Source organism: Paenibacillus cymbidii (assembly GCF_004764705.1).
In the GTDB taxonomy this organism is placed as follows: Bacteria; Bacillota; Bacilli; order Paenibacillales; family NBRC-103111; genus Paenibacillus_AN; species Paenibacillus_AN cymbidii.
Map to the genome: position 1 here is coordinate 187,273 of NZ_SHLX01000001.1, position 16,198 is coordinate 203,470.

General features: G+C 58.3%; 16 protein-coding genes. 15 read left to right on the plus strand and 1 reads right to left on the minus strand.

What is annotated here, in order from left to right; genetic code table 11:
• Nucleotides 1-24: 24 nt before the first annotated feature.
• The 4 genes from kduI to holA all read left to right on the plus strand — a co-directional run bounded on the left by kduI (nucleotide 25) and on the right by holA (nucleotide 3,723).
• Nucleotides 25-858 (plus strand): 5-dehydro-4-deoxy-D-glucuronate isomerase, encoded by an 834-nt coding sequence (gene kduI / locus EXY20_RS00740; RefSeq protein ID WP_135546604.1) that lies wholly within the window; start codon nucleotides 25-27, stop codon nucleotides 856-858.
• A 43-nt stretch (nucleotides 859-901) separates the two neighbouring features.
• A complete protein-coding gene (locus EXY20_RS00745; protein WP_135546606.1) occupies nucleotides 902-1,669 on the plus strand; it encodes a DeoR/GlpR family DNA-binding transcription regulator in 768 nt (255 codons plus the stop codon).
• A 20-nt stretch (nucleotides 1,670-1,689) separates the two neighbouring features.
• The gene (gene kduD / locus EXY20_RS00750) at nucleotides 1,690-2,445 is read left to right on the plus strand and encodes a 2-dehydro-3-deoxy-D-gluconate 5-dehydrogenase KduD (protein WP_135546608.1); all 756 of its coding nucleotides are present in this window, start codon (nucleotides 1,690-1,692) and stop codon (nucleotides 2,443-2,445) included.
• A 252-nt stretch (nucleotides 2,446-2,697) separates the two neighbouring features.
• A complete protein-coding gene (holA, locus tag EXY20_RS00755) occupies nucleotides 2,698-3,723 on the plus strand; it encodes a DNA polymerase III subunit delta (RefSeq protein ID WP_135546611.1) in 1,026 nt (341 codons plus the stop codon).
• Nucleotides 3,724-3,792: 69 nt separating this feature from the next.
• Here the strand turns inward: holA and rpsT are convergent, their stop codons facing one another.
• Nucleotides 3,793-4,068: a 30S ribosomal protein S20 gene (gene rpsT, locus EXY20_RS00760; protein ID WP_135546613.1), complete on the minus strand. Its 276-nt coding sequence runs from the start codon at nucleotides 4,066-4,068 to the stop codon at nucleotides 3,793-3,795.
• A gap of 233 nt (nucleotides 4,069-4,301) precedes the next feature.
• Here rpsT and gpr point away from each other — a divergent pair, with 233 nt between their 5' ends.
• The 11 genes from gpr (at nucleotide 4,302) to dnaK (ending at nucleotide 16,063) form a co-directional block, all read left to right on the plus strand.
• A complete protein-coding gene (gene gpr / locus EXY20_RS00765; RefSeq protein WP_135546615.1) occupies nucleotides 4,302-5,297 on the plus strand; it encodes a GPR endopeptidase in 996 nt (331 codons plus the stop codon).
• Between the two features lie 57 nt (nucleotides 5,298-5,354).
• Nucleotides 5,355-6,098 carry an HAD family hydrolase gene (locus tag EXY20_RS00770; RefSeq protein ID WP_135546617.1) on the plus strand — a complete coding sequence of 248 codons (744 nt, stop codon included), beginning with the start codon at nucleotides 5,355-5,357 and terminating at the stop codon, nucleotides 6,096-6,098.
• Nucleotides 6,099-6,287: 189 nt separating this feature from the next.
• Nucleotides 6,288-7,520 (plus strand): stage II sporulation protein P, encoded by a 1,233-nt coding sequence (gene spoIIP / locus EXY20_RS00775; RefSeq protein WP_235885300.1) that lies wholly within the window; start codon nucleotides 6,288-6,290, stop codon nucleotides 7,518-7,520.
• A gap of 4 nt (nucleotides 7,521-7,524) precedes the next feature.
• Entirely contained in the window at nucleotides 7,525-7,932 is a 408-nt protein-coding gene (locus tag EXY20_RS00780) for a hypothetical protein (RefSeq protein WP_167858920.1), read from the plus strand.
• Nucleotides 7,933-8,039: 107 nt separating this feature from the next.
• Entirely contained in the window at nucleotides 8,040-9,854 is a 1,815-nt protein-coding gene (lepA, locus tag EXY20_RS00785) for a translation elongation factor 4 (protein WP_135546621.1), read from the plus strand.
• 32 nt (nucleotides 9,855-9,886) lie between these two features.
• Entirely contained in the window at nucleotides 9,887-11,062 is a 1,176-nt protein-coding gene (hemW, locus tag EXY20_RS00790; protein ID WP_407944881.1) for a radical SAM family heme chaperone HemW, read from the plus strand.
• Nucleotides 11,063-11,131: 69 nt separating this feature from the next.
• A complete protein-coding gene (locus tag EXY20_RS00795; protein WP_135546625.1) occupies nucleotides 11,132-11,647 on the plus strand; it encodes an N-acetyltransferase in 516 nt (171 codons plus the stop codon).
• Nucleotides 11,648-11,868: 221 nt separating this feature from the next.
• Nucleotides 11,869-12,201: a hypothetical protein gene (locus tag EXY20_RS00800; protein ID WP_135546627.1), complete on the plus strand. Its 333-nt coding sequence runs from the start codon at nucleotides 11,869-11,871 to the stop codon at nucleotides 12,199-12,201.
• Between the two features lie 212 nt (nucleotides 12,202-12,413).
• Entirely contained in the window at nucleotides 12,414-13,442 is a 1,029-nt protein-coding gene (gene hrcA, locus EXY20_RS00805; protein ID WP_135547631.1) for a heat-inducible transcriptional repressor HrcA, read from the plus strand.
• A gap of 69 nt (nucleotides 13,443-13,511) precedes the next feature.
• Complete coding sequence (gene grpE / locus EXY20_RS00810; RefSeq protein WP_135546629.1) at nucleotides 13,512-14,135, plus strand: nucleotide exchange factor GrpE; 624 nt, start codon at nucleotides 13,512-13,514, stop codon at nucleotides 14,133-14,135.
• 86 nt (nucleotides 14,136-14,221) lie between these two features.
• Complete coding sequence (gene dnaK / locus EXY20_RS00815; protein ID WP_135546631.1) at nucleotides 14,222-16,063, plus strand: molecular chaperone DnaK; 1,842 nt, start codon at nucleotides 14,222-14,224, stop codon at nucleotides 16,061-16,063.
• Nucleotides 16,064-16,198 lie beyond the last annotated feature (135 nt).

Below are 16,198 nucleotides of genomic sequence, written 5' to 3' on the forward strand. Positions count from 1 at the left end.
GCTCCACAAGGAGGAACCGAACCGATGGAAATCCGTTATGCGACCAACCCGACAGAAGCCAAATCGTACGACACGACGCGCCTGCGCAGCGAATATTTGATCGAAGACTTGTTTGTGCCCGGCGAACTGAAGCTCGTGTACAGCCACGTTGACCGCATCATTACCGGCGGCGTAATTCCTACGAACGAGCCGGTTGCGCTTGTCGCCGACGCGAAAGAAATGGGTGCCGCCTTTTTCCTCGAACGCCGCGAAATCGGCATTATCAACGTCGGTCCGAAAGGCTCCGTCACTGTTGACGGCACCGTATACGAGATGGACTTCCGCGACTGTTTGTATGTTGGCCTCGGCAACAAGGAAGTCACGTTTGCAAGCGCCGATGCGGCAAGCCCGGCCCGCTTCTATTTGAACTCTACGCCGGCGCACAAGCAATACCCGACGGCGAAATCGCCGATCAGCGAAGCGACGCCGCAGCATCTCGGCAGCATCAACACATCGAACGAACGGACGATTTACAAATACATTCACGAAGCCGGCATCCAGAGCTGCCAGCTCGTCATGGGCATGACGCTGCTGAAGCCGGGCAATATGTGGAACACGATGCCTTGCCATACGCATAACCGCCGCGCGGAAGTATACTTCTATTTTGAAATGCCGGAAGACGGCGTTGTGTTCCACATGATGGGCGAGCCGCAAGAAACGCGCCATCTTGTCGTGCGCAACGAACAAGCCGTCATTTCGCCAAGCTGGTCGATTCACAGCGGCGTCGGCACAAGCAACTATACGTTCATCTGGGGCATGGCTGGCGAGAATCAAGTGTTCGCCGACATGGATCCGGTAGCGATGCAGGAATTGCGCTAAGCCGCGGCGGAACGATCGCCGCATTCGGAAAGGCTTGATTCGCATGTCGGCTATCAGACGACACGAAATGATTATGGAACAACTGCTGCTGCGCCGCAGCGTTACCGTTAATGAACTGAGCGCGCTGCTCGGCGTAACGGGAAAAACGATTCGCGACGATCTCGGCGAGCTTGAGGCAAAAGGGCTGCTTGCACGCGTGCATGGCGGCGCCGTGCTGGCACGCGAAAGCGACGCCGGCTTGCTGCCGTCGCGCGCGCCGAACACGAAGGCGCTGGCGGAGAAGGCGCGCGTCGCCAAACTGGCGTTGACGCATGTGGAAGAAGGCGACGTCATCGCCCTCGACGGCGGCGGCACGACGCTGGAAATGGCGCGCCAACTAAGCAATATGCCGCTGACGGTCATTACGAACGATCTGTTCATCATCAGCGAACTGGTGCATAAGGATAATATCCGGCTTGTCGTTCCGGGCGGCTATCGCAGCCGCAACCTGCTCGTCGGCGAATCGACGGCCGCTTTCATTCGCAAGCTGAATGTCGGCAAGTCGTTCGTCAGCACGAGCGGCATTCATCTCGAATACGGCTTGTCCATCTATACGAGTGCGCTTGCGGAGCCGAAGCGGGTGCTGATCGAATGCGCCCGTTCCGTGTATTGCGTGGCCGACCACGGCAAATTCGACAAGAGTGCGCTCATTACGTTCGCGCGCTGCGACGAAATCGGCTTGTTCGTCACCGATCCCGGCTTGCCGCCGGACATCGCGGCCAAATATGCCGCGGCAGGCATTCGAATTCAATCTTCATCCGAGGGGATATAAGGATTACAAGGAGGATCAGCATGCGTTTATTCGATTTGACCGGCAAAGTCGCCATCGTGACGGGAGCGGGTGTCGGCCTTGGCCGCGGCCTGGCCGAAGGGTTGGCCGAAGCGGGCGCGGACGTGGCGCTTGTCACGAACAGCAGCAGCCCGCAGGAAACGATTGCCGCAGTGGAGGCTCACGGCCGCAAGGCGATTTCGATCATTGCCAACCTGAGCGACGAAAGCCAGTTGCCCGGCATCGTAGCCAAGACGAAAGAAGCGTTCGGGCGCATCGACATCCTGGTCAACAATGCCGGCATCATTCGCCGCAAACCGGCGGCCGATCACGCGGGCCAGGACTGGCAGGACGTGCTGAACGTCAACCTGAACGCCGTCTTCTTCCTGAGCCAGCTCGCCGGCCGCGAAATGATCGCGCAAGGCTCCGGCAAAATCATCAACATCGCGTCGCTGCTTTCATTTCAGGGCGGCATCAATGTGCCGGGCTACACGGCAAGCAAACACGCCGTCGCCGGACTGACGAAGGCGCTCGCCAACGAATGGTCAAGCAAGGGCGTCAACGTCAACGGGATTGCGCCGGGCTACATGGTGACCGACAATACGTCGGCGCTGCGCTCGGATCCGGACCGCAGCCGGCAAATTCTCGAGCGCATCCCCGCGGGACGCTGGGGAACGCCGGAAGATTTGAAGGGGGCGGCCATATTCCTGGCGTCGGAAGCTTCCTCGTATATGCACGGCCACGTCCTTTGTGTGGACGGCGGCTGGATGGCCCGCTAGGCGTATGTCTGAGACCCCGCTCTGACGCATCTTGCACCGCCTTTTCGCCCCCTGCGGCGTCAGTTTTGCTTGACTTACCCCGGTAAGCCTGCGCAAAACTTCCTTGCATGGAACGAAAATTCGGCACAATCTGCTGCCCTCGGAGGTCTCAGACACACGCTAATTGGCGGGCTTTCTTTTTGTGCCCTGCGAAGGTTACGGCTGGACAAGCGTGGCCATTGTGCCTAAGATGGTACTGAGGTGAAACTGCCGATGAGCTACAAAACGGCCCTACAGGCGATTGAAAAGGGAGCCGGGCTGCCGTGCTACATATGCTACGGAGCGGAACGCTATTTGCTGCAGCAATTTATCGACAGCGTCATCCGCCTTACCGTCGATCCCGCTTACGCCGAGTTTGCCGTCACCCGCTACGACTTGGCGGAGACGCCGCTCGACACGGTGCTGGACGACGCGGGCACGCTGCCGTTCATGTCGGAGCGCAAAGTGATAGTCGCGGCCAATGCCGCGTTTTTTACCGGAGCGAAAGAAAGCGGCAAGGTGGAGCATCGTACGGAGCGGCTGGTTGCTTATCTCAAGTCGCCTTCGCCGGAGACGGTGATCGTTTTTATCGCTGCGGCTGACAAGCTCGACGAACGCAAGAAGCTGGTAAAAGCGTTCAAGGACGCCGGAGGAGCGCTGGCGTTTGCGCCGCTGCAGGCGGATGAGCTGCAGCGCTGGGCGATTCGTCAGGCGCAGCGGCGCAAGGCGGAGCTGTCCGAAGCAAGCGCCGTACAGCTGGTCATGTACGCCGGCACCGATCTTGCCGTGCTGGCGCAGGAAATCGAGAAGCTGTCCCTGTTCGCCGGAACGGGGGGCACAATTACCGCCGAAGCGATCGAGCGGCTTGTCGTGCCGACGACCGAACAGAATGTCTTCATCCTGATCGACGATATCGTGCGCCGCAATATGAATCGCGCTTTTGCCATTCTGAACGAGCTGCTGAAGCAGCGCGAGGAGCCGATCAAGCTCGTTGCTCTTATGGCGCGCCAGTTCCGGATGATTATGCAGACGAAGGAACTGGAAAAGCAGGGCCATTCGCAGCAGCATATCGCCGGCCAGATCGGCGCCCATCCGTACGCGGTCAAAATCGCCTCGGAGCAAGGAAGATCGTACACCGCCGGGCGGCTCGGCGATATTATCCGCATGCTTGCGGACCTCGACTACGGCATGAAGAGCGGGCGCACCGACAAGACGCTCGGCCTGGAAATGACGATGCTCCGGCTCATGAACGGCAAATGAAAAAAGTCCATTCGCGCTTTCGGAATCGAAAGCCGGATGGACTTTACCGTTTCGTAAGAGGGCGCAAGCTTACGCTTTGGCCGCGCTGAGTGCATTGTATTGTTTCGCGAGACGGGATTTCTTGCGGTTCGCCGTATTCTTATGGATCAAACCTTTGGTTACGGCCTTGTCAAGCTTCTTCAGGGCGTTCGCCAAAGTTTCTTTAGCGGCTTCAGCATTGCTGCCTTGGGCTGCGTTCTCGAACGATTTCACGGCGGTGCGCAACGCGGATTTCTGCGACGCATTGCGAAGACGACGGGCATCGTTTGTTTTCACGCGCTTGATGGCGGATTTGATGTTTGGCATTTCTTTCACCTCCCAGAGCGAATTGCAGGTACAACAGGACTTCCTCGCATGCGCGAATCAATCCCGACAAACTCCGTGTCATTTTGTTGACAACTCTTGATATTCTATCACGGTGCCTGTGAAATTGCAATAGCGCTTGCCATCCGTCCACCGCCCGCCCGCCGCCGATGCATAACCCTACTGCGTTCGCGTCACACTAGAACATAACGTCTCAAGGAAAAGAGGTTTAACCGATGGATCTAAGCATGTATGCCGTACGGACCGATCTGGCGCTGGAGGCGAACGAGCTCGCGGCGCAGCGCCAGGGCGGGGCGATTCCCGGGGTACAATCTGCGGTAGAAGAGGACGAAGGCATCACGGTAACGACGATCGACGTGCTGACGGCGGAAGCGGGCCGCTCGATCGGCAAATTGCCGGGTCACTATGTGACCATCGACGTGCCGGAACTGCGAAACAAGGATTCGCAGCTGCAGGACCGGGTGACGACGGCGTTCGCGCAAGCGTTCGAATCGTTTCTGACCCGGATCGGCGTGGCAAAGGATGCCAAAGCGCTCGTGATCGGACTCGGCAACCATCATGTAACGCCGGACGCGCTCGGCCCGCTCGTCGTCGAGAACATCATGGTGACGCGGCACTATTTTGAACTGATGCCAAACGAGGTTCACCCCGGCTACCGGCCGGTCAGCGCCGTCGCCCCGGGCGTGCTGGGCACGACAGGCATCGAAAGCAGCGAAATTGTGCTCGGCATCGTGGAGCGGTCGCGTCCGGACCTCGTGATCGCGATCGACGCACTGGCGTCGAAATCGCTGGAACGGGTGAATACGACGATTCAAATCGCCGACTCCGGCATCCATCCGGGCTCCGGCATCGGCAACAAGCGCAAAGGGCTGACGCAGGAAACACTCGGCATCCCCGTTATTGCCATCGGCGTGCCGACCGTCGTGTATGCTTCGACGATCGTCAACAACAGCATTGACATGATGCACGCTCATTTCAAGAAACAGACGGACAATACCGGGCATATCCTCGGCATGCTCGACGGCATGCAGGAAACGGAACGGCTGGCGCTGGTCAAGGAAGTGCTGAATCCGCTCGGACACGACCTGCTTGTAACGCCGAAAGAAATCGACCAGTTCATCGAGGACATCGCCAATATTATCGCCAGCGGGCTGAACGCCGCCTTGCACGAAGCCGTCGATACCGACAATGTAGCCGCGTTTACCCACTAAATGGTATACTGGTCCTTGTGATTCGCCCGGGAACGAGGGCGGGAACGGGAGGACGTCATGGAGCAGCAAACGATTTTGTTCGATCTCGACGATACGCTGGTGCACTGCAACAAATATTTCGAGTTGGTGCTGGAGCAGTTCGTTGATCAAATGCAAACCTGGTACGCATCCGATGAGCTCAGTGCGGAGTCGATCCGCGCCACTCAGCTGGAAATCGATACGAGCGGCGTATCCCGCCACGGATTTACGCCGAAGCATTTCCCGCAATCGCTGGTTGACACGTATCGCCATTATGCCGCGCTGACCGGCCGCGAAGAGAGCGAAGGCGAGCGCGAATGGCTGATCAAGCTCGGCAGCTCCGTCTACGACTATGAAGTGGAGCCGTACCCCTATATGGTAGAAACGCTGGACAAACTGCGCGCGCAAGGCCACGAGCTGATCTTGTACACCGGCGGCGTCGCGGCCATCCAGCGCAAAAAAGTAAAGGCGCTTTCGCTTGAAGCTTACTTCGGCAGTCGTGTGCACGTTAGCCTCCATAAGACGGCGTCGTCGTTGGAAACGATTTTGCGCCGGGAGAAGCGGGACCGCGGCCGCACGTGGATGATCGGCAACTCGCTGCGCACCGACATCGTGCCCGCGCTGGAGACGGGCATTCACGCCGTCTACATTCCCGCAGTGCTGGAATGGTCGTACAATATGATCGAAGTGACGATCAAGCCGAAGGGAGCGTTTCTGACGCTGCGCTCCTTGTCCGAAGTGCCGAACGCCATTGCGAGCTATCGGCGACAGCCGAATAGTTGAGCACAGTGCGCCCATCCATATGGAAATGTACAAAGCTGCCCTTCGAGGGGCGGCTTTTTTTGTATGTCGCCTTCGTTCCTCTCATCCTATCGATCTATGACGCAATTCTTGTTCTAGCGCGTCCCCGAGGTTCATAGATTGATTACTAGAAGCCGCCTTGAACGTTATTTATTGGAGGAGGAACGAAGCGTGAAATGGACATCGCTGACGGTTGATTTGAGCAAAATTCGGAAATGGCTGCAGAGCCTGCGGACGATGGCCCGCTTATTTGTCGTGATGACGAGCGTGACGCTGATGTTTTTTGTCGGCGCCTTTCTGATTGGATTCGCCCAGTCGCAAGCGGGGGCCAAGCCCGCCGCTTCGATGAAAGATTTGGCGGCGCAAGTGTCGGACAACTTTTTCCTCGAGCTGATCGGGCTCGAAGTGCCGCATTTTCACGACGATGACGCGCCGTCCGCGCTGACGCAGAAAAGCGTGTTCGGCTTTCTCTTCCGGATGCTGACGGACATCAATCCCGGCGATCCGAAAACGCTGCTGGCGCGCGAGCTGCCCGGGCTCGGCAACGATGATGCCGTGCTGCTGCGCAAAGGCAAAGGGACCGACATCGCGGAAGCGCCGGTCGATTATTGGGGCGGCGGGGCAAGCGCCAAGCTGTCGGCCACGCCGGGAGCGACACAGGCTGCCGCGCCGGGCGCCACGCAGGCGCAAGCGACAGCAAGTCCGTCCGCGAGCCCGGCTCCGTCCTCGCAAGCGGCAGCCGGCAAGCCGGCGTCGAACGGCCGCAACGTGGTCATGTTCTACCATTCGCACAACCGCGAATCGTGGGTGCCGGAGCTCGGCATCAAAGATCCCGCCCTCGCTTACGACGACAAGAAAAATATCACGCTCGTCGGCAAACGGATGGCGGAGAAGCTGAACGCGCTCGGCATCGGCGCGGTCGACTATAGTCCCGATTATGCGACGACGGAGAAAGACTACAATTTCGCCTACTCCTACAAATATTCGCAAAAAACGGTCAAGGAAGCGTTCGCCGCCAATCCCGACCTGACCTACTTGTTCGACATTCATCGCGACTCGAGCACACGCGACAAAACGACGATTACGATCGACGGCAAAGATTACGCGCAAATTTATTTCATTATCGGCCAGAAAAACCCGAACTGGAAAAAGAACGAACAGTTCGCCACGAAGGTGAGCGAGCTGCTGGAAGCGAAGAAGCCGGGCATTTCCCGCGGCATTTGGGCCAAATCGCTGCATGACGGCAATGCGGAGTACAACCAGTCGATGTCGCCGAACAACATTTTGATCGAAATCGGGGGGCCTTACAACACCTTGGAGGAATGCAACCGGACGGCCGACCTGCTGGCGGACGTGATTGCCGACATTTATCGCGATGCGGAAAAAGTGAACGCAAGGAGCTGATCGTATGGGGCGGGGTTGGCTGAAGCTGGTGTTGTTCGGGTTTGCGCTCGGGTTCGGCGTGTTCTACGGGCTGGAGGTGGCGACGAACGGCATGCAGGCGATTCATTCGCCTTCGGGGGCGCCTGCGTCCAAAGACGCAAGCGCGAAGCCAACCGCCTCCCCGGCGGCGCGCGGCGGCCAGGAGACGCTGGCGCCCGGCGGCAAGGCGCTGAACGCGGCGACGGCCAGGCAGCTTGCCGCGGAAAGCGCCGCCGCATCGCGTTCCGCCGCCGCGCAGCCGGCTGCAACAGGCGCCGACGGCGGCGGCACCGCGCTCGGCAGCTTGTTCAGCGCCATCGGCAAACTGCTGCAGAGCTTGGCGACGTTCGTGCTGCAAGCCATTGCCGCCTTGTTCGACAGCTTGCTCGGCTGAACGATCGCCTCCCGGGCGGCTGTCGTCCGTTGCCCGTCTGCCGTGCAAATGCTATAATGTAAGGTATTGCATTATGGCGACATCGGCCGGGGGGTTAATTGGAACGAATGACAGATTATCGAGCACGGCAAAAGCAAATACGCAATTTCTCCATCATCGCGCATATCGACCACGGCAAATCGACGTTGGCCGACCGCATTCTGGAGTTCACGGGCGCCCTGTCTTCGCGGGAAATGCAAGAGCAGGTGCTGGACCAGATGGATCTGGAGCGCGAGCGCGGCATTACGATCAAGCTGCAGGCCGTGCGCCTTCAATATCGCGCCGACAACGGCGAAACGTATATTTTGAACCTGATCGACACGCCGGGGCATGTCGACTTTACGTATGAAGTATCGCGCAGCCTGGCCGCCTGCGAGGGCGCGCTGCTCGTCGTCGACGCGGCGCAGGGCATCGAGGCGCAGACGCTGGCCAACGTCTATTTGGCTTTGGACAACAACCTTGAAATTTTGCCGGTCGTGAACAAGATCGACTTGCCGAGTGCCGAACCGGAGCGGGTCAAGCAGGAAATCGAGGACGTCATCGGCCTCGACGCCAGCGAAGCGGTGCTTGCGTCGGCCAAGGCCGGCATCGGCATCAAGGAAATTCTCGAGCAGGTGGCGAGCAAGGTGCCGGCGCCGCAAGGCGATCCGGACAAACCGCTGAAGGCGCTTATTTTCGATTCTCATTACGATCCGTACAAAGGCGTCATCGTCTACGTTCGTGTCATTGATGGCTCGATTCGCGCCGGTTCGAAAATTCATTTTATGGCCACGAACAAAACGTTCGAAGTGATTGAAGTCGGCGCGTTCATGCCGCGCATGTCGATCATCGACGAGCTCGCCGTCGGCGACGTCGGTTTCATCGTGGCCGGCATCAAGAACGTGAAGGATACGCGCGTCGGCGATACGGTCACCGATGCGAAGAATCCGGCGGCCGAGGCGCTGCCCGGCTACCGCCGGATCAACCCGATGGTGTTCTGCGGCCTGTATCCGATCGAATCGTCCGACTACAACGACTTGCGCGACGCGCTGGAGAAGCTGGAGCTGAACGACGCGTCGCTGCGCTACGAAGCGGAATCGTCGACGGCGCTTGGCTTCGGCTTCCGCTGCGGGTTCCTCGGCCTGCTGCACATGGAGATCATCCAGGAGCGGATCGAACGCGAGTTCAACATTCCGCTTATTACGACGGCGCCGAGCGTGGTGTTCAAGGTGACGCTGACCAACGGCGAAACGATTTCGATCGACAACCCGTCGCATTATCCGGAAGTCGGCCGGATCGAATACGTCGAAGAGCCTTACGTCAAGGCGTCGATCATCGTGCCGAACGATTATGTCGGCGTCATCATGGATTTGTGCCAGACCAAGCGCGGCGATTTTATCAATATGGAGTACCTCGATACGAATCGGGTGACGCTCACGTACGACATGCCGCTGTCGGAAATCGTCTACGACTTTTTCGATCAGCTTAAGTCGCGGACGAAGGGCTACGCTTCGTTCGATTACGAAGTGTCCGGCTACAAACGGTCGAATCTGGTAAAAATGGACATCTTGCTGAACAACGAGCAGGTGGACGCCTTGTCGTTCATCGTGCACCGCGATCGCGCTTACGACCGCGGCCGCATCATCTGCGAGAAGCTGCGCGAGCTCATCCCGCGGCAAATGTTCGAGGTTCCGATTCAGGCAACGATCGGCCACAAGGTTATCGCACGCGAGACGGTCAAGGCGATGCGCAAGAACGTGCTTGCCAAGTGCTACGGCGGCGACATTTCGCGGAAGCGCAAGTTGCTGGAGAAGCAGAAGGAAGGCAAGAAGCGGATGAAGCAGGTCGGCAGCGTTGAGGTACCGCAGGAAGCGTTCATGGCGGTGCTGAAGATCGACGAATAAGCGGGCATTACGCCAATCGAAGGATGATTCAAATGAACATGACCCGAATCCAAACCGCTTCCCCCGAAGCGGTTTATATTCATATTCCGTTCTGTACGAACAAATGCCATTACTGCGACTTCAACTCTTACGTGCTGAAGGGGCAGCCGGTGATGGACTATTTGGCCGCGCTTGAGCGCGAGATGGAGCGTACGGCTCTGGTGACGCCGCCCGGCGAGATCGACACGATATTCGTCGGCGGCGGGACGCCGACGGTGCTGCTGCCCGAGCAAATGGCCGTGTTCCTGCGCATGGTGGAGACTTATTTTCCCAATCGCAGCGAGGCCTTCGAATTTACAATGGAAGCGAACCCGGGCACAACCGATGCGGAGAAGCTGGCTGCGATGAAGGAAGGCGGTGTCAACCGGATCAGCTTCGGCGTGCAGTCGTTCGACCCGTCGCTGCTGACGGCGATCGGCCGCATCCACGATGTCGACGATGTGTACCGCAGTATTGCCAACGCGCGCGCCGCCGGTTTCGGCAATTTGTCGATCGACCTGATGTTCGGTTTGCCCGGCCAGACGGTCGAAACGCTGAACCGTTCGATTGACGCCGCGCTGGCGCTCGATTTGCAGCACTATTCCATCTATGGCTTGAAGGTGGAGGAGAACACGCTGTTCCACAAGCTTTACCAACGCAATGAGCTGCCGCTGCCAAGCGAGGACGACGAAGTGGAGATGTACGCGCTCATCATGCGCAGGCTGCGCGAAGCCGGCTACGGGCAGTACGAAATCAGCAACTTCGCCCGCCCCGGCTGCGAAAGCCGGCACAACATCACCTATTGGCGCAACCGCAGCTACTACGGACTCGGCGCCGGTGCGCACGGCTATCATGGCGGCGAGCGCCACGTCAACATCAAAGGCATTCAGCCGTATATCGACGCGACGCAAAACGGCTTGCCGCGGATGGAGCAGTTTGCGGTCAGCCGCGAAGAAGCGATGGAAGATTTTATGATGGTCGGCCTGCGAATGCTGGACGGCGTGGACGCCGCGGAGTTCGCTCGCCAGTTTGACGGGGCGGCGCTGGAGGAGGTTTTTGCTCCGGTGCTCAGCTCTTTGACCGAACGCGGGTTGCTGGTGCGGAGCGATAGCGGCGGTTACCGGCTGTCGGAGGGCGGCATTATGGTCGGCAACGAAATTTTTGGCGCGTTTGTGGGATATTTCGCTTGATCATTTTATACGATATACTGTATATTTATTCATATCGTATCGAACATTACGCGCAAGGCGGTGACCACCATGACGATACAATGCCGGAAAGCAGCGGCTGACGACGTCGACGGGCTTTATGCCATTATTACGAACTATGCGGAGCAAGGAATTATGCTTCCGCGATCCCGAGAGGCGCTGCGGCATGCCATCGACATGTTTGTGATCGCCGAGGACGACGGCGTATTGATCGGTTGCGGCTCGCTTTCCCAGCTTGGCAAAGATCTGGTGGAAATTCGCTCGCTTGGCGTTTCCGACGGCTATAAGGGCCAAGGCATCGGCAAGCGCCTGGTCAACCTGCTGATCGAGGAAGCGCGCGCGATGGGCATTGTCAAAGTGATGGCGCTCACGTACGAGGTGGCGTTTTTCGAGCGGAACGGCTTTACGGTCGTGCCGAAGGAAATTTTTCCGGAGAAAGTGTGGCGCGATTGCATGAACTGCAAGAAGCAGCACTGCTGCGACGAAATCGCCGTGCTGAAGCGGCTCGACGCGGAACCGAAGGCGGAAGCGATGCCCGTGGCGGCAGGAATGTCGCGGCGGGCTTGACCCTGACATATCGATAAAGGACCTCAAGTCCCGCCGTCTGGCGGAGACAGGGGTTCTTTTTTGTGGGAAAAGAAAGGATAGGCTTCGGCCGCGGCGGTGGGCATGTGTAGAAATGCGGGAGTGGGTCAGCGGCCGTTTGTGTCTGTTGGTTATCCCGTTGGCTCAAGTTTGAGTTTGTATGTATGGAGTTTGTATGTTGCGAGTTTGAAGTGTGTGCCTGGATGGTGCTGCCACTGGGCGGTGGCGAGTTTTTCTATAAAAATGGAAATTGGTTCATTGACGTTCATGAGATTGAGCCGAGGGGATACCCGCCATGTTTTACTGGCTATTTTCGCCGAACCGCAGGAAATGACACGAACAGGCCATTTTTAATGGCCTATTTCTATGATTTGGTTAGGGCGCATTGGCACAAGCCAGCCGATGCCGGATATGGGAATCACTCTCCGCTGTCCTGGTGCAACGACGCCTTGGCGACGCGGATCGCGGCATGGAAGCGATTGGGTGTCGATGGCGTGCTGCTCGACAAAATGGAGCCAAACAAGCCGCTCGTATGAGCGGCTGCATGAGGAAACGAAGCTCAAGCCCGCGGCGGGACGCCCGTCCGGGCTTTTTGCGCCATTTTTTCGGGAAAATCGGTTCTAATCCGCTCATGGGCAAGCAATTTCTCTTGACAACGAGCCTTGCGGTTTGGTATTTTTGTAGTAGTAATTAGCACTCGTTCGATGTGAGTGCTAACGACGGACAAATCGGCGAAAGGGTGCTGCTTGTGCTGACGGAACGGCAACGCATGATTTTGACGGCTATTATTGACGACTACATCCGTTCGGCCGAGCCGGTCGGCTCCCGCAGCATCTCCAAGCGGGCCGACGTCGGATTCAGTCCGGCCACCATTCGCAACGAAATGTCCGATCTCGAGGAGCTTGGCTTTCTGGAGCAGCCGCATACGTCGGCCGGGCGCATCCCTTCGGAGAAGGGGTATCGCTACTACGTCGACCACCTGGTGCGGCAATCCAGCCTGACGACCCAGGAGCTCGAGTTGATGAAGCAGTTTTTCGCCGAAAAGATCAATGAGCTGGAACAGGTCATTCAGCACGTCGCCGGCATGTTGTCGACCATCACGAATTATACGTCGATCGTGCTCGGGCCGGAAGTGTTCAGCGCTTCGCTCAAGCATTTGCAAATTGTGCCGCTCTCCAGCCGTTCGGCAGTGGCGATCATCGTCACGAACACCGGCCATGTCGAGAACAAGACGTTCCCGATCCCCGAAGGCGTAAGCGTCGGCGAGATCGAGAAGGTCGTCAATATGCTGAACGCCAAGCTGGTGAACACGCCGCTGATCCAGCTGCGCTCGAAGCTGTACAGCGCGATCGGCGCGGAGCTGAGCCAGTACGTGGCGGGCTGCGAGGAACTGCTGCAATCGCTGGAGACGGCGCTTGAGCACGACGAGGAAGACCGCATTTATTTGGGCGGCGCGACGAATATGCTGAACCAGCCGGAATTCAAGGACGTCGACAAGGTGAAGAACGTGCTCGACCTGCTGCACGAGACGCCGACGCTGCTGCGCATGTTCGCGGCGCTGCCGGAAGGCATCCAGGTGCGGATCGGCCGTGAGAACAGCAACCAGGCGATCAATTCCTGCAGCCTGATCACGGCCAGTTATTCCGTCGACGGCCAGCATCTCGGCACGATCGGCATTCTCGGCCCGACGAGGATGGAGTACGGCAAGGTGATCGGCTTGCTCGATCATTTGTCCAGAGACATGGCGGTGCTCCTCGGGCGCTGGTATAAGTCTTGACGGCTAATCCGCGCCCGCCGGGCAAAAATATAACCGACCGAAGATGACGACAAGGAGGTGAATCATCCCGTGAACGCAAAAGGCGAACAAGAGCAGCAGGAGCAGCAAACGGAACGGCAGCAAGCCGCGGAAGCTGCGGAAGCGGGTACATACGGCGGGCAAGCCGAAGGTGCCGCGGAAGCAAGCGAAGCCGAAACGGCCGAGGCAGACGGGACGACGGAGCAGGCGGAAGCCGCACCCGAGCAATTGCTGATCGAAGCGCTCCGCAAGGAAGCGGACGACAACCAGCAGCGGTTTTTGCGGGCGCAGGCCGATTTTGACAATTTCCGCAGGAGATCCCGTCTCGAGAAGGAAGAATTCGCGAAATATGCCTCGGCGAAGCTGATTGAACAGCTGCTGCCGATTTTCGATAATTTCGAACGCGCGCTCCAATCGAGCAAAGAAACGAAAGATTTCGATTCGCTGGTGAAAGGAATTGAAATGACTTTCCGGCAAATGGAGCAGGTGATGGCGCAGGAAGGGCTGTCCGTCATGCAGGCGGTGGGCCAGCCGTTTAATCCGGAGCATCATCAGGCGATCATGCAAGTGGAATCCGACGAGCATGAAGAAGGCATTATTGTGGAGGAAATACAGAAGGGCTACATGCTGAAGGAGAAAGTGCTTCGGCCGGCTATGGTGAAAGTGAGCATGTAGCGTCGGTCGTCAAAGTTCCCTAGTATGCACGCGATTCGACCCGGCCAATCATTCGGCCAACCATCAAATCAAGGAGGTAACTTGCGATGAGCAAAGTAATCGGTATTGACCTTGGAACGACAAACTCGTGCGTAGCGGTTATGGAAGGCGGCGAAGCCGTCGTTATTCCGAATCCGGAAGGCAACCGGACGACGCCGTCCGTCGTTGGCTTCAAGAAGGACGGCGAACGCATCGTCGGCGAAAGCGCGAAGCGCCAGGCGATCACGAACCCGGATCGCACCGTCATTTCGATCAAGCGTCAAATGGGCACGAACCACAAGGAGATAATCGAAGGGAAGGAATATACGCCGCAAGAAATTTCGGCGATGATTTTGCAGAAGCTGAAGGCGGATGCGGAAGCGTATCTCGGTTCCACCGTCACGCAGGCGGTTATTACCGTTCCGGCCTATTTCAACGACAGCCAGCGTCAGGCGACGAAGGACGCTGGCAAAATCGCCGGCCTCGACGTGCTTCGCATCGTCAACGAGCCGACGGCCGCGGCGCTTGCTTACGGCCTTGACAAGGAAGAGGAAACGATCCTTGTCTATGACCTTGGCGGCGGCACGTTCGACGTTTCGATTCTCGAGCTGGGCGACGGCACGTTCGAAGTGAAAGCGACAAGCGGCGACAACCGTCTGGGCGGCGACGATTTTGACCAGGTGATCATCGACTATTTGGCGGCAGAATTCAAAAAAGAACACGGCATCGACCTGACGAAGGACAAAGCGGCGACGCAGCGTTTGAAGGATGCGGCGGAGAAAGCGAAAAAAGAGCTTTCCGGCGTATTGACGACGACGATTTCTTTGCCGTTCATCACGATGGTCGACGGCGTGCCGCAGCACTTGGAAATCAACCTGACCCGCGCCAAATTCGAAGAGCTGTCCGCGCCGCTGGTCGAGCGTACGCTCGGACCGACGCGCCAGGCGCTGAGCGATTCGGGCTTGTCAACGAGCCAAATCGACAAAGTGGTGCTTGTCGGCGGATCGACCCGTATTCCGGCCGTACAGGAAGCGATCAAGAAGCTGACCGGCAAAGAGCCGCATAAAGGCGTCAATCCGGATGAAGTCGTGGCACTTGGCGCGGCGATTCAGGCGGGCGTGCTGACGGGCGACGTCAAGGACGTCGTACTGCTCGACGTAACGCCGCTGTCGCTAGGCATCGAAACCGCGGGCGGCGTCTTCACGAAGATGATCGACCGAAACACGACGATTCCGACGAGCAAGTCGCAAGTATACAGCACATACGCCGACATGCAGACGAGCGTGGAAATTCACGTGCTGCAAGGCGAACGCCAGATGGCGTCTGGCAACAAGACGCTCGGCCGGTTCATGCTCGGCGACATTCCGCCGGCGCCGCGCGGCGTGCCGCAAATCGAAGTCGCGTTCAATATTGACTCGAACGGTATCGTCAACGTTTCGGCGACGGATAAAGGAACGGGCAAAAGCCAGAAGATTACGATTACTTCGTCCAGCGGCCTGAGCGACGAGGAAATCGACAAAATGGTCAAGGACGCCGAGCTGCATGCCGACGAAGACCGCAAGCGCAAGGAAACGGTCGAGGCGCGCAACAACGCCGACCAACTCGTTTACACCGTCGACAAGACGATCAAGGACCTCGGCGACAAAGCGGATGCGGCAGAAGTAGCCAAAGCGGAAGCGGCCAAGGAGAAAGTGAAGAAGGCGCTCGAAGGCGACGACGTCGATGCCATTCGTGCGGCGACGGAAGAGCTGACGGAAGTGGTGCAGCAGCTGTCGGTGAAAATGTACGAGCAAATGGCGCAGCAGCAAGCCGGCGAAGGCGCGGAAGGCGGCGCGGCGGACGGCGGAGCCAGAGCGAAGGATAATGTCGTCGACGCCGATTATGAAGTGGTGGACGACCAGAAGAAATAAGGCAAGCACGAAAGTGCGGCCATACGCATGAAATAGGGAAACGGGCCGCGGGGCAGGCCGCTTGCGCTCTTGGCATCTGCGGATGCCGGGTGGTGCGGGCGACGGCCGTGCGGCGCCGTTTCTCTTCTGGGTTTA

Coding starts and splice junctions, on each gene's coding strand:
- kduI (WP_135546604.1), top strand. CDS start 25: ATGGAAATCCGTTATGCGACCAACCCGACAGAAGCCAAATCGTACGAC.
- EXY20_RS00745 (WP_135546606.1), top strand. CDS start 902: ATGTCGGCTATCAGACGACACGAAATGATTATGGAACAACTGCTGCTG.
- kduD (WP_135546608.1), top strand. CDS start 1,690: ATGCGTTTATTCGATTTGACCGGCAAAGTCGCCATCGTGACGGGAGCG.
- holA (WP_135546611.1), top strand. CDS start 2,698: ATGAGCTACAAAACGGCCCTACAGGCGATTGAAAAGGGAGCCGGGCTG.
- rpsT (WP_135546613.1), bottom strand. CDS start 4,068: ATGCCAAACATCAAATCCGCCATCAAGCGCGTGAAAACAAACGATGCC.
- gpr (WP_135546615.1), top strand. CDS start 4,302: ATGGATCTAAGCATGTATGCCGTACGGACCGATCTGGCGCTGGAGGCG.
- EXY20_RS00770 (WP_135546617.1), top strand. CDS start 5,355: ATGGAGCAGCAAACGATTTTGTTCGATCTCGACGATACGCTGGTGCAC.
- EXY20_RS00780 (WP_167858920.1), top strand. CDS start 7,525: ATGGGGCGGGGTTGGCTGAAGCTGGTGTTGTTCGGGTTTGCGCTCGGG.
- lepA (WP_135546621.1), top strand. CDS start 8,040: ATGACAGATTATCGAGCACGGCAAAAGCAAATACGCAATTTCTCCATC.
- hemW (WP_407944881.1), top strand. CDS start 9,887: ATGAACATGACCCGAATCCAAACCGCTTCCCCCGAAGCGGTTTATATT.
- EXY20_RS00795 (WP_135546625.1), top strand. CDS start 11,132: ATGACGATACAATGCCGGAAAGCAGCGGCTGACGACGTCGACGGGCTT.
- EXY20_RS00800 (WP_135546627.1), top strand. CDS start 11,869: ATGGTGCTGCCACTGGGCGGTGGCGAGTTTTTCTATAAAAATGGAAAT.
- dnaK (WP_135546631.1), top strand. CDS start 14,222: ATGAGCAAAGTAATCGGTATTGACCTTGGAACGACAAACTCGTGCGTA.